This is a genomic window from Staphylococcus lugdunensis, from assembly GCF_001558775.1.
Classification (GTDB): domain Bacteria; phylum Bacillota; class Bacilli; order Staphylococcales; family Staphylococcaceae; genus Staphylococcus; species Staphylococcus lugdunensis.
Genome location: NZ_CP014022.1, coordinates 1671162 through 1687774 on the forward strand (window position 1 = coordinate 1671162; position 16613 = coordinate 1687774).

At 32.1% G+C, this 16613-nt stretch carries 18 protein-coding genes and 1 riboswitch; of the genes, 10 read left to right on the top strand and 8 right to left on the bottom strand.

Going from position 1 to position 16613, the window contains the following annotated elements; genetic code table 11:
* Positions 1-42: 42 nt before the first annotated feature.
* Both AL499_RS07850 and AL499_RS07855 read right to left on the bottom strand, forming a co-directional pair.
* Positions 43-1221 (bottom strand): cytochrome P450, cyclodipeptide synthase-associated, encoded by a 1179-nt coding sequence (locus tag AL499_RS07850; RefSeq protein WP_002492554.1) that lies wholly within the window; start codon positions 1219-1221, stop codon positions 43-45.
* Complete coding sequence (locus tag AL499_RS07855) at positions 1205-1909, bottom strand: tRNA-dependent cyclodipeptide synthase (protein ID WP_002492512.1); 705 nt, start codon at positions 1907-1909, stop codon at positions 1205-1207. The genes AL499_RS07850 and AL499_RS07855 overlap by 17 nt, the downstream gene beginning before the upstream one ends.
* A 161-nt stretch (positions 1910-2070) precedes the next feature.
* On the opposite strand from AL499_RS07855, the gene AL499_RS07860 reads away from it, so the two are divergent.
* Both AL499_RS07860 and AL499_RS07865 read left to right on the top strand, forming a co-directional pair.
* The gene (locus AL499_RS07860; protein ID WP_094449198.1) at positions 2071-2532 is read left to right on the top strand and encodes a MarR family winged helix-turn-helix transcriptional regulator; all 462 of its coding nucleotides are present in this window, start codon (positions 2071-2073) and stop codon (positions 2530-2532) included.
* A 1-nt stretch (position 2533) separates the two neighbouring features.
* The gene (locus AL499_RS07865) at positions 2534-3700 is read left to right on the top strand and encodes an MFS transporter (RefSeq protein ID WP_100218002.1); all 1167 of its coding nucleotides are present in this window, start codon (positions 2534-2536) and stop codon (positions 3698-3700) included.
* A gap of 100 nt (positions 3701-3800) precedes the next feature.
* Here AL499_RS07865 and AL499_RS07870 read toward each other — a convergent pair whose 3' ends face one another.
* Complete coding sequence (locus AL499_RS07870; protein WP_002492431.1) at positions 3801-4715, bottom strand: ABC transporter substrate-binding protein; 915 nt, start codon at positions 4713-4715, stop codon at positions 3801-3803.
* Positions 4716-4814: 99 nt separating this feature from the next.
* Positions 4815-4915: riboswitch (TPP riboswitch) on the bottom strand.
* Between the two features lie 127 nt (positions 4916-5042).
* Here AL499_RS07870 and AL499_RS07875 point away from each other — a divergent pair.
* Positions 5043-5408, top strand: coding sequence for a hypothetical protein (locus tag AL499_RS07875; RefSeq protein WP_037540724.1), 366 nt, complete (start codon positions 5043-5045; stop codon positions 5406-5408).
* A 316-nt stretch (positions 5409-5724) separates the two neighbouring features.
* Here AL499_RS07875 and AL499_RS07880 read toward each other — a convergent pair whose 3' ends face one another.
* Entirely contained in the window at positions 5725-5958 is a 234-nt protein-coding gene (locus tag AL499_RS07880; RefSeq protein ID WP_002492492.1) for a tripartite tricarboxylate transporter permease, read from the bottom strand.
* A 223-nt stretch (positions 5959-6181) separates the two neighbouring features.
* On the opposite strand from AL499_RS07880, the gene AL499_RS07885 reads away from it, so the two are divergent.
* The 7 genes from AL499_RS07885 to AL499_RS07915 all read left to right on the top strand — a co-directional run bounded on the left by AL499_RS07885 (position 6182) and on the right by AL499_RS07915 (position 14571).
* Positions 6182-7288, top strand: a complete 1107-nt coding sequence (locus AL499_RS07885) for a helix-turn-helix domain-containing protein (RefSeq protein ID WP_002492465.1) — start codon at positions 6182-6184, stop codon at positions 7286-7288.
* A 1-nt stretch (position 7289) separates the two neighbouring features.
* Positions 7290-8066 (top strand): membrane protein insertase YidC, encoded by a 777-nt coding sequence (gene yidC, locus AL499_RS07890; RefSeq protein WP_002492553.1) that lies wholly within the window; start codon positions 7290-7292, stop codon positions 8064-8066.
* 804 nt (positions 8067-8870) lie between these two features.
* Positions 8871-11039, top strand: a complete 2169-nt coding sequence (gene speC / locus AL499_RS07895; RefSeq protein WP_002460725.1) for an ornithine decarboxylase — start codon at positions 8871-8873, stop codon at positions 11037-11039.
* A gap of 14 nt (positions 11040-11053) precedes the next feature.
* Positions 11054-12382 (top strand): putrescine-ornithine antiporter, encoded by a 1329-nt coding sequence (gene potE / locus AL499_RS07900; protein WP_002460723.1) that lies wholly within the window; start codon positions 11054-11056, stop codon positions 12380-12382.
* A gap of 148 nt (positions 12383-12530) precedes the next feature.
* A complete protein-coding gene (locus tag AL499_RS07905; RefSeq protein WP_002460722.1) occupies positions 12531-13451 on the top strand; it encodes a cation diffusion facilitator family transporter in 921 nt (306 codons plus the stop codon).
* Positions 13452-13628: 177 nt separating this feature from the next.
* Positions 13629-14015, top strand: coding sequence for a hypothetical protein (locus AL499_RS07910; protein WP_002479023.1), 387 nt, complete (start codon positions 13629-13631; stop codon positions 14013-14015).
* A 115-nt stretch (positions 14016-14130) separates the two neighbouring features.
* Complete coding sequence (locus AL499_RS07915; RefSeq protein WP_037540725.1) at positions 14131-14571, top strand: 6-pyruvoyl trahydropterin synthase family protein; 441 nt, start codon at positions 14131-14133, stop codon at positions 14569-14571.
* Here the strand turns inward: AL499_RS07915 and AL499_RS07920 are convergent.
* The 4 genes from AL499_RS07920 to AL499_RS07935 form a co-directional block, all read right to left on the bottom strand.
* Positions 14556-14765 carry a hypothetical protein gene (locus tag AL499_RS07920; protein ID WP_002492404.1) on the bottom strand — a complete coding sequence of 70 codons (210 nt, stop codon included), beginning with the start codon at positions 14763-14765 and terminating at the stop codon, positions 14556-14558. The two genes, AL499_RS07915 and AL499_RS07920, sit on opposite strands and share 16 nt — an antisense overlap.
* A 17-nt stretch (positions 14766-14782) precedes the next feature.
* On the bottom strand, positions 14783-14974 hold the full coding sequence (locus tag AL499_RS07925; RefSeq protein ID WP_002460717.1) for a helix-turn-helix transcriptional regulator: 192 nt from the start codon (positions 14972-14974) through the stop codon (positions 14783-14785).
* 12 nt (positions 14975-14986) lie between these two features.
* Positions 14987-15328: a hypothetical protein gene (locus tag AL499_RS07930; protein WP_002460715.1), complete on the bottom strand. Its 342-nt coding sequence runs from the start codon at positions 15326-15328 to the stop codon at positions 14987-14989.
* 257 nt (positions 15329-15585) lie between these two features.
* Positions 15586-16608: a lipoate--protein ligase gene (locus tag AL499_RS07935; protein WP_002460713.1), complete on the bottom strand. Its 1023-nt coding sequence runs from the start codon at positions 16606-16608 to the stop codon at positions 15586-15588.
* Positions 16609-16613: the final 5 nt, after the last annotated feature.

Below are 16613 nucleotides of genomic sequence, written 5' to 3' on the forward strand. Positions count from 1 at the left end.
CAAACTAACCTTTTTCAAAGTAGGTTTGTCTACAATTTGTAATTAATCAAAATTAATTATCATTGATTTAGGTCCTCTAGTATATATTCCTTTTTCTTCAAGAGGCATGGATTTTAATTTTATATTTTTTAATCGTTTTAATAAAATATTTGCCACCATTTCTAATTGAATTAACGAGAAAGATGCACCAACGCATGTATGGATTCCTGCTCCAAATGATAAACTTTGAGAATGAGTGGTGAATGGCTTGCTACTTTCAGAATTTCTATAAATATTAAATTTATCAGGATTAGTGAAAGCGTTAGGGTCTCTGTTTGCAGCTCCAATCATACATATCACTGTATCCCCGGTTTTCAAGTGTGTATTGTGCAAAGTAAAAGACTCAGATAATTGTCTAGGTATTAATTGAACAGGAGAATTGAAACGAAGGGTTTCTGTAATTGCTGCCCTTAATAACTTAGGATTATCTATGACATCTTGATATTGATCAGGGTTATTCAATAAATTGTAAAATAAATAGGCTAATGTTTTATCGACAGGTTCTGTTGCAGCTAATAAAATATTTAAAGTTAAAGCTAAAATTTCAGTATCTTTATATTCTTGTAAAATAGAAATTAAGTCGTCTTTAGCAGAATTTTTTCTTTTTCTAATCAAAGGCATCAAATATTCTTCTAATTTATCACTACATTCTAATGAATATTTAATTTCCTCATTACTTAAGTTGAAAGAAGTTATAAATTTAGCTATGCCATTATGCCATTTTCTAATTTTTTCTGAGTCTTCAATGTTTAAGCCCAATAAATCCATAGAACTTTGAATTGCAAATACTTTTCCAAAGTCGTTTACTATATCTATTTCTTTTTTATCAATAAATTTGTCAATAATATAATTAACTCTTTTTTCTAATATAGGTATTAATTTTTCAAGATATTTTCCAGTCATACCTTTTAAAATAGCTTTCTTTTTAGCTTTATGTTCATGACCGGACATTTGTGCTAGAACCCTATCTTTCATAACAGGCTCAGCTCTTTTGGCTAATGTCTTAGTAGTGAAAACTTCATTATTTTTAAGAGCATACTTTACATCTTTATAATTACTTATAAAATAAGCATTAATTGAATCTTCATAATGAACTGGATCGTTTTCTCGTAAATATTTGAAGTAGGAAGTAGGATTTACTTCGTATCCTTTGTCGAAAATACTTTTAGACACTTTTAACATAATTATCCCCTCTATCAGTTAATATTATATAGCCCTGTTTTTCATTCATTTTTAAATTAAATTTATCGTTTATAATACTCGTACCTAATTCCCATGGTGCATGATAAGCCATTAAAGTTTCTTGAGTATTAATTATAGGATTGGCGTTGAGAAAGAATGGTAGTTCTGCCAAAACATATTGTGCTGCATATTCTAAAGATTCATGTGTCATTTCAATAGATGTATTAAGGTTTTTGGCTTTACTTTTAATGGCTTGAAATGACATTTTTAAACAACTGTTTTTGAAGTTAGAGTCTGTATAGAATTGATTTACGATGTTCTCATACATCTCAATATAAGAAATATGTTGTCTGAAATCAGAAAATCTATGAATTCTGTTTGTTATAGTTTTATTACATTTTAAGATTGCGTCTTCACAGAATCTAATTTGTCTTTTGATTTCCTTCCGAACTTTTTGATTAGCTTTAGAAGTTGAATAACCTAAACATTCTAAAAGATTTTTAGATTCTTCTCCTGCTAATAGAATAGAAAAATCATCGAAATTTAAATTAGCCCATTGAATAACTTTTCTTATATATAATTCATTATATTTGCTTGTAAAAGGGCTTATACCTAAAATGACATGCCTTTTTCTCTGATAAATTTGTTTACAGTTTTTTGTTAAAAAGTCTACTTTAAAGTTATGCACATTAATCCCCCCCATTTAATTGTTAACCCATAAACATTTTACTGGTTAACAATTAAATAATACCAAATTTATATAATGTGAGCAATTACATTTGACAATAAAAATAAAATAGATAATAATATAGTTAACTGGTTAACTATTGGAGGGGAATTAAAGTGGATATGCAAAGAAAAGTCATATTAATGTTACAGAAATTTATAATTGAAAGAGAAAATGCTGATAAAAGAAGAAAGTATAGAAGAGAGAATGAAAACCTTGATTTATCTTTAACTCAATTTCATATCATAGAGTTAATCGATAAAAATGATAAAATCAATAATAAATTTCTTGCCAAAGAGTTAAATTTATCTAAACCAGCAGTTACTAAATCCATAAAAAAACTATTATCTAAGAATTTAGTGGTTGAATTGAATAATGAGGAAAATAAAAGGGAGATTTATTATAAGCTAACAAAAAAAGGGGAAAAACTTTCTTTTATACACGATGATTTACATAAAAAAGCAGTTAAAAAATACGAAGAAGTATTAAAAGTATTCGATGATAAAGAAATGGAAACAATTATTGAATTTCTACAGAGAAGTGTTGATGAACTAAAAAAAGAAGAAGTTGATTCTAATGGCTGAAATGAAAAGTAATATAAAATTATATATTCTAGGATTTTTAGCGTTTTTCGTATCACTAATTCAAAATATATATACACCTATCATTCCGAGATTACATGATGATTTTCATGTGTCTTTATTTTGGATCAATGTAACAGTTGGTGGTTTCATATTTATTGTTGCCATCATGCAAATATTGCTAGGTAAAAGTATAGATTCTAGAGATTCGAAAAAAGTACTTTTAGCAGGATTAGGAATTGTTATTTTATCTAGTTTTGTTTGTGCTATTACAAATAATTTCATTTTATTTGCGATATCAAGATTAGTACAAGCTATTGGGTGTGGAATAATTCCACTTGTAACCTTAACTTTATTGGCTAAGTTAAGTTCAGGTAATGGTAGAGCATCCGCAATGGCAAATTATCAAATATTTTTATCATGTGCTCCAGCATTGGCACCTATATTGGGCAGTAGTATAGGTGCTAAATGGGATTATATGGGGATTTTTAGTTTTTTGTTTGCGATATCAATGATACTATTTTTAATTATATCATTTACAAATATACCTAATGTTGAAAAAGGAATAGGAAAATTAACAGAAAAAGTAAATGAAAATTATTTATCTGATAAAGTTTTTATTACTTTAGTATTGTTAGGATTCTTAATATTTTTTACCTATTTCTCAATATTGGTTTATTTACCAACATTATTAAACAATATATACAATATAGGTGAAGGAATATCCGGTGTATTATTTTTACCTATTACAGTTAGTGTAATATTAGGTAGTATGTTCTACAAAAGAATTTCAAAGAAGCATGAGGGTTTAATTATACTTAAATACACTGTTATTATTTTTTCAATATTTACTTTGCTATTTGGATTGTTTAATACTTTAAGTTTAATAATTTTATCATTCATCATTTTTATACTAGGACTTTTTGTCGGCCTTGTTCCTGCCTTACTATCAACTCTAATATCTCAAAGGTTCGAAAGTATCAAAGGAAAGGTTTTAGGTGTTTTTAATTTTGTAAGATATATAGGTATGACTATAGGTGCAATATTAATTGGATTGGTGCCTCAAACATTTATGCCTTATTATTTTGCAAGTGTATCTTTAGTTCTAATCTCAATATTTATATATGCTAATACAGAAATATTTAAGGAGATGTTCAATAATAAAAAGTAATTTCATTTTATAATTTTTAAAATTATAAAAAGACAAACCCCCCTTTATAAAAAGTAGGTTTGTCTACAATCAAACCCTCCCTTATAACGGGTGGTTTTGATTAGTGTCGGTGATAACGTGGGAATAATAATTCATTAGTGAAATAAAGTTGTGAATCAATGGGTTGTACGATTTTATCGTTTTCGTGTAACCATAGTTGTAAATCATTGTAATAATCGGAGCTCATTGATAAATCATTAGTAAAACAATGGGCTGTAGCTTGTATGGTTTGTTGGTTTAATGCATCATATACATCAGTGTGCGTATAAGCACAATAAATTGCAATCGCTTCATCCAAATGTTGATGAATATAATCTATAGCTTTTTTAATGACAGTGATAAAACGTGATAATTTATCATGCTGTATTTTGAGGTGTTGTGGAGAGGTAATCAATATTAATTGACAAAAATCTGGAACATTATAATCTTTAAGAGCGAAGAAATCGACATTTAAGCCACGTAATTTTGCTTCGATTATTTCGAAATTTTCAAAGATTAACGTTGCTGCGTCTGCTTTGTCCTTCTCTAATGCATCTGTATGATAAAAGCTATTGTTCACAGGAATCAAATCACCTTCCTGATATGTAGCACCATCGGCTTCAATCATTGTTTTAACAATTGCAATACCACCGGAGCCTGGTGCCCCAGGATAGGTTAAGCGTTTTCCAATAAGGTTACGTGGACGAGTTATTGCTTTATCTTTGTTGAACATGACACCACCGTTAGTGTGCAAGAATCGTGCGAAGCCAACAACATCTTTAGCGTTAGCACGATCTTCAACTAAGTGAATAGGTTCTGTTATCGCTATATCCATTTTGTTGTTTTCAATTTCAGATAGTGCATCGAAATGCGCTTCTGGCTCAATCATATGTACGTCAAGTTGTGCGTCTGCAAACCAGCCTTTTTCAATGCCAATGATCAGCGGCATATGATCTGGATTTAAAAACCATTCTAAACCAACTGTTAGTGTATCCATTATCTTTTCTCCTCCTATTAAAATAAGCATTCACGTAGCAAAAGTGAATGCTTGTGTTTAACAAGAAAAAGATTGATATCAAAAGGACTACGCATCAATGACGCACAAGGTTCACTTTCCTACGCTGGTACTAACCATCAGGTTCAAGGGTTGAAACAAAGTTTCTCTCAGCAGCGATTACTGCACCCCCAGTGATCATTTACATATACAACATAACATAACAACATAAGTAAATAAAATTGGTATATCATAATTGAATGATGCATTGATATGACCTATTCTAAAAGTGAACATATTTATAATTTTTTTAATGTTAAGAGGGTTAAAATGTTAATAAGCAATGATTACTTGTATTATTTAACTATTATCATCGAGGTGTTCATTCTTGTAATAATACTTTGGGCGTATTTGCGTCTGAGTCGACAATGGCAATCTAAGCAGCGACGTATTTTAGTGATTAGCTACCAACTTGGTTTAATGGCAGCATTTTTAATTGAATTATTAGATGCGCTACTACCAGAGAATATATTTGGAAATGTTGTATTTGATGATTTATGGGGTTTTTCTACTATGATTGGATTGATTGAACTTAAGCGCCAACATTTTACCAAAGTATGGTGGCTTATGCCGACAACATTTTTGAGTGCTGTATTATTCATTATCTTTATACTATTAGGGCCATTAGATTACTGAACATAGGAAACGAGAGCGGATAAGCATATTTAACTATTGAACAATGCTAAAGATTCACTAATTTGTGAAATAAAGTTAATAGTTAATATGTTTATTTTTTGTTTTTGTGAAGATACTGCTAGAGAAAATGAGAAAACACTTAATCTCACGTATCTTATTTAAAAGTTGTAAAGTTTGAATAAAGTAAAACGATAAGTACACATTAATTCAATCGTAAAAAACGATAACATGGAGCGTTATTTAGTACAGACTATATTATTTTATCATTTATATATATTATAATAAATTTTGTTTATTTTAGTAGCTGAAATGATGATTATTCTTTATCATGAGTATGTTTAAAACTTGGTTTTTCGTGTTTTGAGTCATTTGAAGCATGTTGGTTTTGTCGTTTAATTTGTTTGCGCTGACTTAATGAGAGAAATATTTCCATAATTCCCAGTGCAATTGCAAAGATAGATACAATATCAATACCATTAAATAAACGTACAATCCCAACGATAATTAACATAAGCCCTAGAACGAATGAGAAATTAAAGATGCTTTTCATTTATATCACCTCTTTATCAATATTGTAACTTACGATACAAGATTTTCGAATGATAGTATTTTAAATTATCATACACCGTGTTTTTATACGAATTTTTAAACGAAAAGAATATCCATACGACTATAAGTTTCTTATTTGGAAACTTTATTTCCTTGATATTGTCATATTAGAAATACAATTTAGTTCAACTGCTAGATACAATAAATGTAAGGAGTTGTTTAATATGATTAAAATTAATAAGGTTATAAAAGCGCAGCGGACTAAACTAGGATTAACGCAAGATAAATTGGCTGCATATTTAGATATCACAAAGCCAACTATTTCAAAATGGGAAAATGGTAGTTTAATGCCTGATATTCAGTTGTTACCAAAGCTTGCAAAATTATTTAATATGAGTGTGGACGAATTATTGGATTATCAAGATGTATTAACGAAAGAAGACGCTACTCATCTATGTCAACAATTGTCTAAACAATTGACTAATCATTCGTATGGGACATTTTTAACTGCAGTGAGAGAGAGTTGTCATAATAACAATAATGAGTATTCATTTTTATTGTCAATCATTGCGTTGCTGATGAATCATATTTATTATGCTGAAAATGAGGAACAACGTCTAGATACGATTCAATTTGCACAAACATTATGCGATATAGTTGAAGAAAAATCCGATTCTGATGAACTGATAAAATATGCTAAATGTTATCGTTTAGCATTTCAGCTATATTCTGCAGACTATGGCGCCATTATCGACACTGTTCCTGATTGTTCAATTAAAGAGGGAACAGCGTTCTTTTTAGCAGATGCTTATGCACAACAAGGGAACTTAGCGAAGGCTTCAAGTGTGATTCAAGTGGATATGTATCAATCACTAATGTTAATGTCTCAACAGTTACAGTTGATATTGGTTCGTGATTTATACGAAGAAATCAGTGATATCGAACAGCGTTTTAAAGCATTGCAGCAGGGATTTAATACCAATCAATTATTTCCATATATCAATATTGGTATTAATTTGTCGCTGGCTATGTATTACTATCAACAAACTGAGTATGAGCAAGCTTTAGAATATTTAGAAGACTACTGTCAGTGCTATGAACGAGTTGTGCGAAATTGCAATTATCAGCAAGATTATTTTTTTAATGATATTGATATGTTTTTAGCAAAAATGCCGTTTGGTGAGCGATTAAATATACAAAATGATAGAGTGGTACGTGACTTTTATAGAGTCGTAGCTGACGAACAACGATTTGCAGAATTGTGGCATAATCCACAATTTCAACACATTGTGAAGCGTTTAGACTTTATATATCGCCAGGGGACTGAATAAAATGAAGAAATGGTATGTGACAATACTTTTATTAGGGATTAGTTTACTTTCAGGATGCAATTACAGTGATACACATCAAAGGACAGGTTTGGTGTATCAACTTGTTGTTGGACCTATGGATGGGTTGCTACATTATTTGGGTTTACATTTGAATCATAATTATGGATTGGCTATTGTTATTATTGTGTGCCTAGTAAGATTAATATTAATGCCACTCATGTTGCATAACCAAAAACAAATGGCAATAACCAGTATGAAAATGAAAGAATTACAACCCAAAATTGAACCGATACAACAAAAAATGAAAGCAGCAGCAACTCAGCAACTAAAAAATGAGGCATATCAAGAGTTGCAGCAGTTATATCAACAACATCAACTTAATCCTTTAACAACCATGTTTGGCTGTTTACCTATGCTAATACAAATCCCTATTTTATTAGGATTATATGCGACATTAAAATGGCCAACTTCAGGAGGAATTCTAAGTCATCCAACATTTATGTGGTTTCATCTCACATCACCAGATAGCATGATGGCTATGATTGCTGGGTTCATGTATTTTGTCCAATCATGGTTAAGTGCCAGACAAATGCCTAAGGAACAAAGAATGATGGGCTATGTGATGATGATTGTTTCCCCGTTATTTATTCTCTACATTGCGTTTCAATCTCCCTCAGCACTAGCTTTATATTGGTCTGTAAATGCTGCGTCATTAATGTTGCAAGCAATTATATCACAACGCCAAACGCATCATATTAGACAATCAAAAACAATGTGATAAATCTTTATATTATTAGGTAGACACTGTCATAGTTAAGCATGACAAAAGAAGACAGGCACTATCATTTACCAATCAACGGGATGCTAAATTTGATTCAATATTTATTATAGCTGGTATGATTTCCACAGTTGAGACAACACCACTTAGTATCAGTCGACCATATATGTGTAGTTGTTAGGTAGTAATTGAAGCAAGCGACCTCTTTATGAAAAGCAGATAGTCGAATTAATTGAGCCACAAGTTGTAAATAGCCAGAATAGATAGAATAGCAAAATATTTAACTGCAAGTTTTTTAAAAAAACATTCGATTTTAAGCAAGCGAGAATTGAATTATTAATCGTATTAAATGCATAAATATAAAATATTATGAATATACAAGGAAGTGTGAAAATTTATTTTCTAGGACATGGATCATCTTTTTGAGAAGATACATGTCTAAATTTTTAATCAAAAATCGGATGTGAGATTGTGAAAAAATAGATATAAACATTTGTTCATAGTCCGCAATAATATTTTGCATATTGGTTACTTTTAAAGACATATTATAATAAAAATTCCCAAGTTGTATAGACAAATATGCCTACAATGGCGGGGTTTTTACTTTGTAAATGCAATTTACATACTTGTCACAAAAACTTAACAATTCTCAAAAGCCTTGTGTATGTAAGCGTTGTAATATTAAATGTGAAATATTTCACAGAAATAATTATTTAAGGTATTAACAATTTTTGATAATCGTACTACACTGTCGGTGGAGGTACAAAAGAGAATAAATTAATTTGAGGGAAGAAGGTTATATTTATGAAATTCTTGAAAGTTGCTTCTTCGGAGGAAGCAAGAAAATATTTCACTAGCGAAAGAGAAATTGTATCGATCCATGACAAAGATGAAGACATCATCGATTTAGGTGCTGTTGTTCTTATGGAAGAGGATATGGATTTTGTCAACAAACTTAAAGAGGCAAAATTAGACATTCCTGTATTTGTTGTTTCCGACTACGAAAATGATAAAGATGCAGCTAACGCAGTGGATTTAAAAGAAGTAGATTTCATAATAGATGTAAACAATAGTAATTTTGAATATAATTCAAAAAAATTAGAATATGCAATTTCTAAATATGAAAACAATGTACTACCTCCATTCTTTAATACTTTAGCGGACTATGTTGAACGCGGTAATGTGCAATTCGACTGTCCTGGACACCAAGGTGGACAATATTTTGCTAAACATCCAGCTGGAAGACAATTCTACAAATTCTTCGGCGAAAATATTTTTAGAGCAGATATTTGTAACGCAGACGTGGATTTAGGGGACTTATTAATCCATGAAGGTCCAGCCGTAGATGCTCAAAAACATGCTGCAAAAGTTTATAATGCAGACAAAACATATTTTGTTATGAACGGCTCAACAACATCAAATAACATTACGATTACATCAGCAATTATGCCTGATGACTTAGTATTATTTGACAGAAACAACCACAAATCAGTTTATATTTCAGCTTTAGTTAAAGACGGTGGCCGTCCAGTTTATATGCAAACAGCACGTGACTCTTATGGTTTCATTGGCGGTATTCACGAACACGACTTTGATGAAGAATATTTGAGACAAGAAGTTGCTAAAGTGGATCCTGAACGTGCAAAATGGGATAGACCTTTCCGTTTAGCCGTTATCCAATTGGGAACTTATGATGGTACGATTTACAATGCACGTCAAGTTGTAGATAAAATTGGTCACTTATGTGATTACATTTTATTCGACTCAGCTTGGGTGGGTTATGAACAATTCATTCCATTAATGAAAAAATCTTCACCATTATTATTAGACCTTGATGAAAATGATCCTGGTATCTTTGTTGTTCAATCTACACATAAACAACAAGCTGGTTTCTCACAAGCGTCACAAATCCATAAAAAAGATAAACACATTAAAGGCCAAAAACGTTATATCAATCATAAACGTTTCAATAATGCTTATATGCAATATGCATCAACTTCACCGTTCTATCCAATGTTCGCTTCTCTAGATATCAACGCAAGAATGCAAGAAGGACCTATGGGAGAAAAACTTTGGAACGATTGTTTAACGGTATCAACAAATGCTAGAAAAGAAATCCTAGCTAAATGTAAATATATTAAACCGTTCTTACCTGAAAAAGTGAATGGTAAAAAATGGTCTGATGCACCAACAGAAGAAATCATTAGCAATTTAGACTATTGGAAATTCAATCCAGAAGAATCATGGCATGGTTTCAACGGCTATGGTAAAGACCAATATTTCGTTGATCCAAACAAATTCTTATTAACAACACCAGGTATCAACCCAGAAGATGATTCATACATGGACTTTGGTATCCCAGCAGTTATTTTGGCTAATTATTTACGTGAAAATGGCATTATTCCTGAGAAAAATGACTTAAACTCTATTCTATTCTTAATGACACCAGCTAGCGACGAAGCTAAAATGAACAATTTAATCGCTAAATTAATCAAATTCGAAAGCTTAATTGATCAAGATGCACCGCTAGATAAAGTGTTGCCAAGATTGTATCATCAAAACTTTGAACGCTATCAAGGTTATACAATTCGTCAATTATGCCAAGAATTACATGATTTCTATAAAGAACATAATACAAAAGAATTCCAGAAAAAAATGTTCTTAAAAGACTACTTACCAGAACAAAGCATGAAACCTTACGATGCTAACATTCAATTATTGAAAAACAACGCTAAATTAGTTGAATTAGACAACATCGTTGGAGAAATTGCACTTGAAGGTGCATTACCATATCCTCCAGGAATCTTCTGTGTTGTTCCAGGTGAAAAATGGAGCGAAACAGCTAAATCTTACTTCAAGATTTTAGAAGAAGGTATCAATAAATTCCCTGGATTCGCACCAGAAATTCAAGGTGTTTACTTTGAAGAAGTAGACGGCAAAATTAAAGCATTTGGTTATGTGCTAGAAAGCTAGGAAGGAGAACGAACATGGCTCAAAAGAAAAAAATGAGTGTGACTCAGTTAACAATCGTTACGGCTGTTAACATGATGGGTTCAGGTATTATCATGTTACCGACGAACCTCGCACAAGTAGGTACAATGTCAATCCTTTCATGGATTGTGACAACAGTTGGAGCAGTAATGCTTGCTTTCATCTTTGCTAGAGCAGGTTTATACAGCTCAAAAGGTGGAGGAATGGGTGGTTATGCAGAATACTCATTCGGTAAAGCCGGAGCATTCTTAACTAACTATACGTATGGTCTTTCGTTGGTAATTGCCAATGCTGCCATCGCTATTTCAGCAGTAGGTTATACAGCTGAATTACTTCACATCCATATGTCACCAGTTGCTACAGCGTTATGGACAATTTTAGCGTTATGGGTAGCAACATCATTAAACTTTGGTGGTGCAAGCATCACTGGTAAAATCAGTTCATTTACTGTATGGGGCGTTATTCTTCCAGTTGTATTCATCAGTATTATTGGATGGTTCTGGTTCAGTGGAAGTAACTTCGCATCATCATGGAACCCACATCACTTTGGATTCTTCGAAGGTATGGGTAAATCAATTTCAATTACCTTATGGGCATTCTTAGGTTTAGAGTCAGCAGCAGCAAATAGTGATGCTGTAGATAATCCTAAGAAAAACGTACCAATTGCCGTTATGGGTGGTACAATCGGTGCTGCGGTAATGTACATTATTTCTACAAACGTTATTTTAGGTATTTCACCAATTAAAGATTTAGCACATTCAAATGCACCATTCGGTTTAGCATTTAGTCATATGTTTAACCCAACAGTAGGTAGCATTGTAATCGGATTAATGATTATTTCATGTTTCGGTTCATTAATTGGTTGGCAATTTACAATTGCAGAAGTGTTTAGAACGTCTGCAGTTGAAAAATACTTCCCTAAAGTATTCGCTAAAACAATTGGTAATGGTACACCATTAATTGGTATGTTGATAATTACATGTTTACAAACACTAATTTCATTAATGACAATTAGTCCATCATTATCTAAACAATTTACCATTTTAGTTAACTTGGCCGTTGTAACGAACGCTGTGCCATACGTTCTTACTATGGCAAGTATTAAGACGATGCAGAAAGAAGCAGGTAGTGTGTCTGCTAAAGGCATGAAATGGACAAACTTTATTGCAGTCATTGCAGGACTTTACACATTATATGCAATCTACTCTTCTGGTGGTATCGCAGTTTACTACGGTGCAATAGTAACGTTTGCCGGATGGACACTTTATGGATTGATTTCCTATAGATTTGACGTAAACAAACCTCATGAAAATATTACAAAATAATTAAGATAGCTTAAAAAACGTGAATATTCTTTCCTTAACAATCCCATTAGCTGTATTCTCAAACCTCTCGCAACACGGCTATGGGATTGTTTTATTTGAATTTAGGTGTAAAATAATAGGTGTAAATATGTAAAAGGACTAGATAAAAATGAAAAAAGCAGATCATTCTGTGAGTAGAATATTAGTCATTTCTACGATAGGTGCACTGATCTTTTCCGTGGTAGGTATCTTTTTAGGTATCGTATCAAACAGTGACATGGTGTTACTTGACGGTCTGTATGCAGTGCTTAGCTTATTAATTTCTTCACTTTCTTTATTTACATCTATAGCAATCAAGAAACCGAATCATGAGTCTTTTCCGTTTGGTAAATATGTGTTTCAACCTCTTACCATTATCTTTAACTCATCAATCATGTTGTTATTATGTATCTTATCATTAGTATCATCAGTTTATGCGATTCTACAAGGCGGGAGAGATATCAATGCAAACATTGGTTTGTTCTATGGTATTTTCTCATTTGTAGGCTGTGGTCTAGTGTGTTTAATGTTGTCACGCAACCGTAAACGTTCAGATCTTATTTATGCTGAAATGTTGCAGTGGTTACTCGATACTGTAGTTAGTTTTGGTTTAGTATTTGGCTTTGTGTTAATGTTTGTTTTAAAATACACGCCACTTGCATGGCTCATTCCTTACATTGACCCAGGAATGGTGTTACTCGCAGGGATTATCCTGATTACAATGCCAATTCGATTACTATACAATAATGGTAAGGAACTTATTTCTATGTCAGCATCTGAAGAAGTTCAATATGAAATTTTTACGATTGTTAAAGAATTAAACTTAAAATATAATATTCGTGAAGAAGATTTAAGAATTTCTAAAATGGGACAAGCGATTTATATAGATTTACAAAATATTGTAGATTCCAAATCAGCAATTAGAACGATTGAACAAGCAGATGTTTATCGTGATGAGCTGATTCATAATATAAATGAGGCTTTTACAAACTATGATAAGTGGTTGAATATTTCATTTACGGAACAGTATTATTTAAGACAATTGAATTAGGATTTGATTTGTTGATGCATCACGTTTGATAAGACAAATGATATGGCACATGAGGTTTGAGATAACCTTGTGTGCCTTTTTCATTATTAAATAGAATGAATCGCACTTTTTTAGTTACTTATAAGCATGAAAGAACTTATTTCGGGGATGATAATAATTATTTTGGAGGTGCTACACATGAATGCAGATATGGAGTTATATAATAAGAAATTTGGGACAGAAGCACAACTATATAATACAAAAGTAAAGTATGTCTATAATCAAAATGGCAAGAAAACATTTGTCGAATCGACATTGATTTTAAGTAGACGACATATTGTTATTATTTCAAATAAGGAACACTTTTTTAAGGAAATTATTATACGCAATATTAAAGGATATACCTTATCTGATAAGTTTATGAGTGCCGTTGTTGAATTGATTTATGGGGATAATCAATTTGAATTTAATGCCACGATAGCTTTTAAAAACAAGAAAGAACGTGAAATCGTGTTGAATTTCTTAAGCGTACTTTTCGACAATAACTTTTTGAAAAATAAACTACAAAATAAAACAGATCGATAGCGTCTGTAAACAGCTAGATAAGTATAAAAAATCATCTGAGTATATAAATGATTATATCAGATGATTTTTTATATTCTTAATTGGAGGAACTTATTTATAAAAGGAGGAACAGATGATGTATAACGATATCAGTGAAGTACAATTACCACAACAATTTAAATATGGTAGTCAGCAAGACATTGTTGTTCGCAGTTATTATCAGTTTACAGCTGATAATCGTATTTATTTTGACGCACATCATTATCGAGATTTGATTGATCATGAATATCGGTTAACGATAGATATCCAGTCTCCAGTTAATGCATACGGGTTAGCCATTGATTTCTTTGATATTGACGAGATATATTATCAATATATTCATCCTAAATTGGATGGTCAGCTTATCAACAATACATTGATTTTAATGAATACAACAGCTGAAAATATCGCTAACTGGCTTTGGGAGCAATTCAAGCACCACCTGCCATCAGGGCATCATATATGTCGGCTCGAGCTAGCAGAAACGGCGCAGCATAGTGTTATATTGGACTCACGATTAAACTATAAACGTGTGTGATATTTATGCCATGTTAAAATACCCCAAAACAGTACAAGGCCACTCATTAAAATAAGCCAAATGATATCGAATTGTCCTGTTGTTATCTTGGTGTATACACTGTAGATGAATAAAGCAATAAAGAAATAACCAATTGTCCATTTACTTGCGATACTAAAGTGATGACGTTCCATTTCATCTTGCTTTTTTAACATTTGAATCATCCTTTGCTTTACTTTGTGCTAAATAAATCGTCAACGGTTGTATCAAACTGCTTTGCAAGTTTAAACGCTAACATTAATGTGGGATCATATTTATTATTCTCGATAGCATTAATTGTTTGGCGCGAAACGTTGACGTTTTTGCTTAACGTTTCTTGAGACATGCCTATTTTTTTACGATAGGCTTTAATTTTATTTTTCATATATCACGCATCCTAAGTGGTATATTTCTTTTTTACAGAAAAGTAATTCATGACTAAAAATAACAGGCCCAATAAGATGTATAGTAATTCTGGATAATCTTTAAATATAAAAAGTGATTCTGAAACTTTCTTGTATATACCAAATAAACGCAAAAATACTGAAGATAGCATTATATAAACTATCCACACAAATGTGCGTGCAAATATTTCTAGGAACATCCGCCGTTGTCGTTCATCGTATTTGGTATCGTCTTTTTTACGACCATCGACGCTCTCTGCTGGCAACAATGCAGTGGTGACGATACTCCATGATACTGAAAATATAAAGAAACCGATATATGCTAAGATTTTCATTGTATTACACCTCAAAATGTCAAAAGTTTTTTACATAAATACCATAACAACTGAAATTTAGAATGTCAAATACTTTTTACATTTTAAATAATAAAAAAAGAGCGGGACAGCATTTATTGTGAATTTGAAGTCCCACCCTGGCAAGGTTGACTCGGGTTGAAAAAAGCTTGGGATAAGCGTATTTTCAATTCAGTCAACTACTGCCAATATAGAGTTCATAGCCTAAAACATGACGATGTCCGAGACGTTTTAGGTAACTAGCTTAAAATGAGTTGTGTTAATTCTTCTGCTGATAATGATCCAAAGTAATAATTTAAATCAATATCTTCTAAGCGAGCGATTAAATCCTGTTTAACCATTCGTGTACCTACTAGATGTGTTTCAACATCATGAATATCGCCTTGTCCAAAGAAATCGCCAAAAATACTACAACCTGAGATACGATTTTGTGTTACTGAAAGTGAAATATCAATGGTACCACAAGCAAAACGCGCATTGCGATTATATTCATAACGCGGAGAATGTCCATAATTCCACTCCCAATTTGCGTATTTGTCAGCAACGAGTTGATCAATACCAGCCCAATCTTCGTCGGTTAATGTATAGCGTTTGGCATCTGAAATGTCATCGATGCCCATAATTTGTTTAATAATAAGGTCTTTGAACGCTTGAATGGTGATGTCTTGATACTCAGGGGCAAGTGAATCCCTAATATTACCCACGCGAGCACGTACGGATTTAATGCCTTTGGACTCAATTTTTTTGCGATTTGGATTTAATGATTGCACCATGGCATCGTAATCAACGTCGAGCAGTAGAGAGTAACCACCATAAATACGGTTGTTGATTACTGTCATAGCGGCGCCAGAAATTTTTTTGCCATGGAGTGTTAAATCATTGCGTCCACTTTGGATGACATCGGTGGCACCAAGATGATGCAATGCTTTGATTGCTGGACGATAGAAACGTTGGAAGTCTCCATAAATTGACGTATCTTGTTCAAGGATGCAGCACACATTTACAGCACCTTTATCAACGTAAACGGCACCGCCTCCAGTATCTCGACGTACTACTTGAATGCCATGCGTATCAACGTATTCTTGATTGATTTCGATGGCAGTATTTTGGAAACGTCCAATTTCAATTTTAGGGTCACAGTAGTATGGTAATAGAATATCTTCATCTAAAAAAATATGCTGATTTACATAAACTTGCATGGCAAGGTTAACCGCACCATCAGCGATATATTTTCCATTGCGGATGGGTTCAATTAAATACATAATTT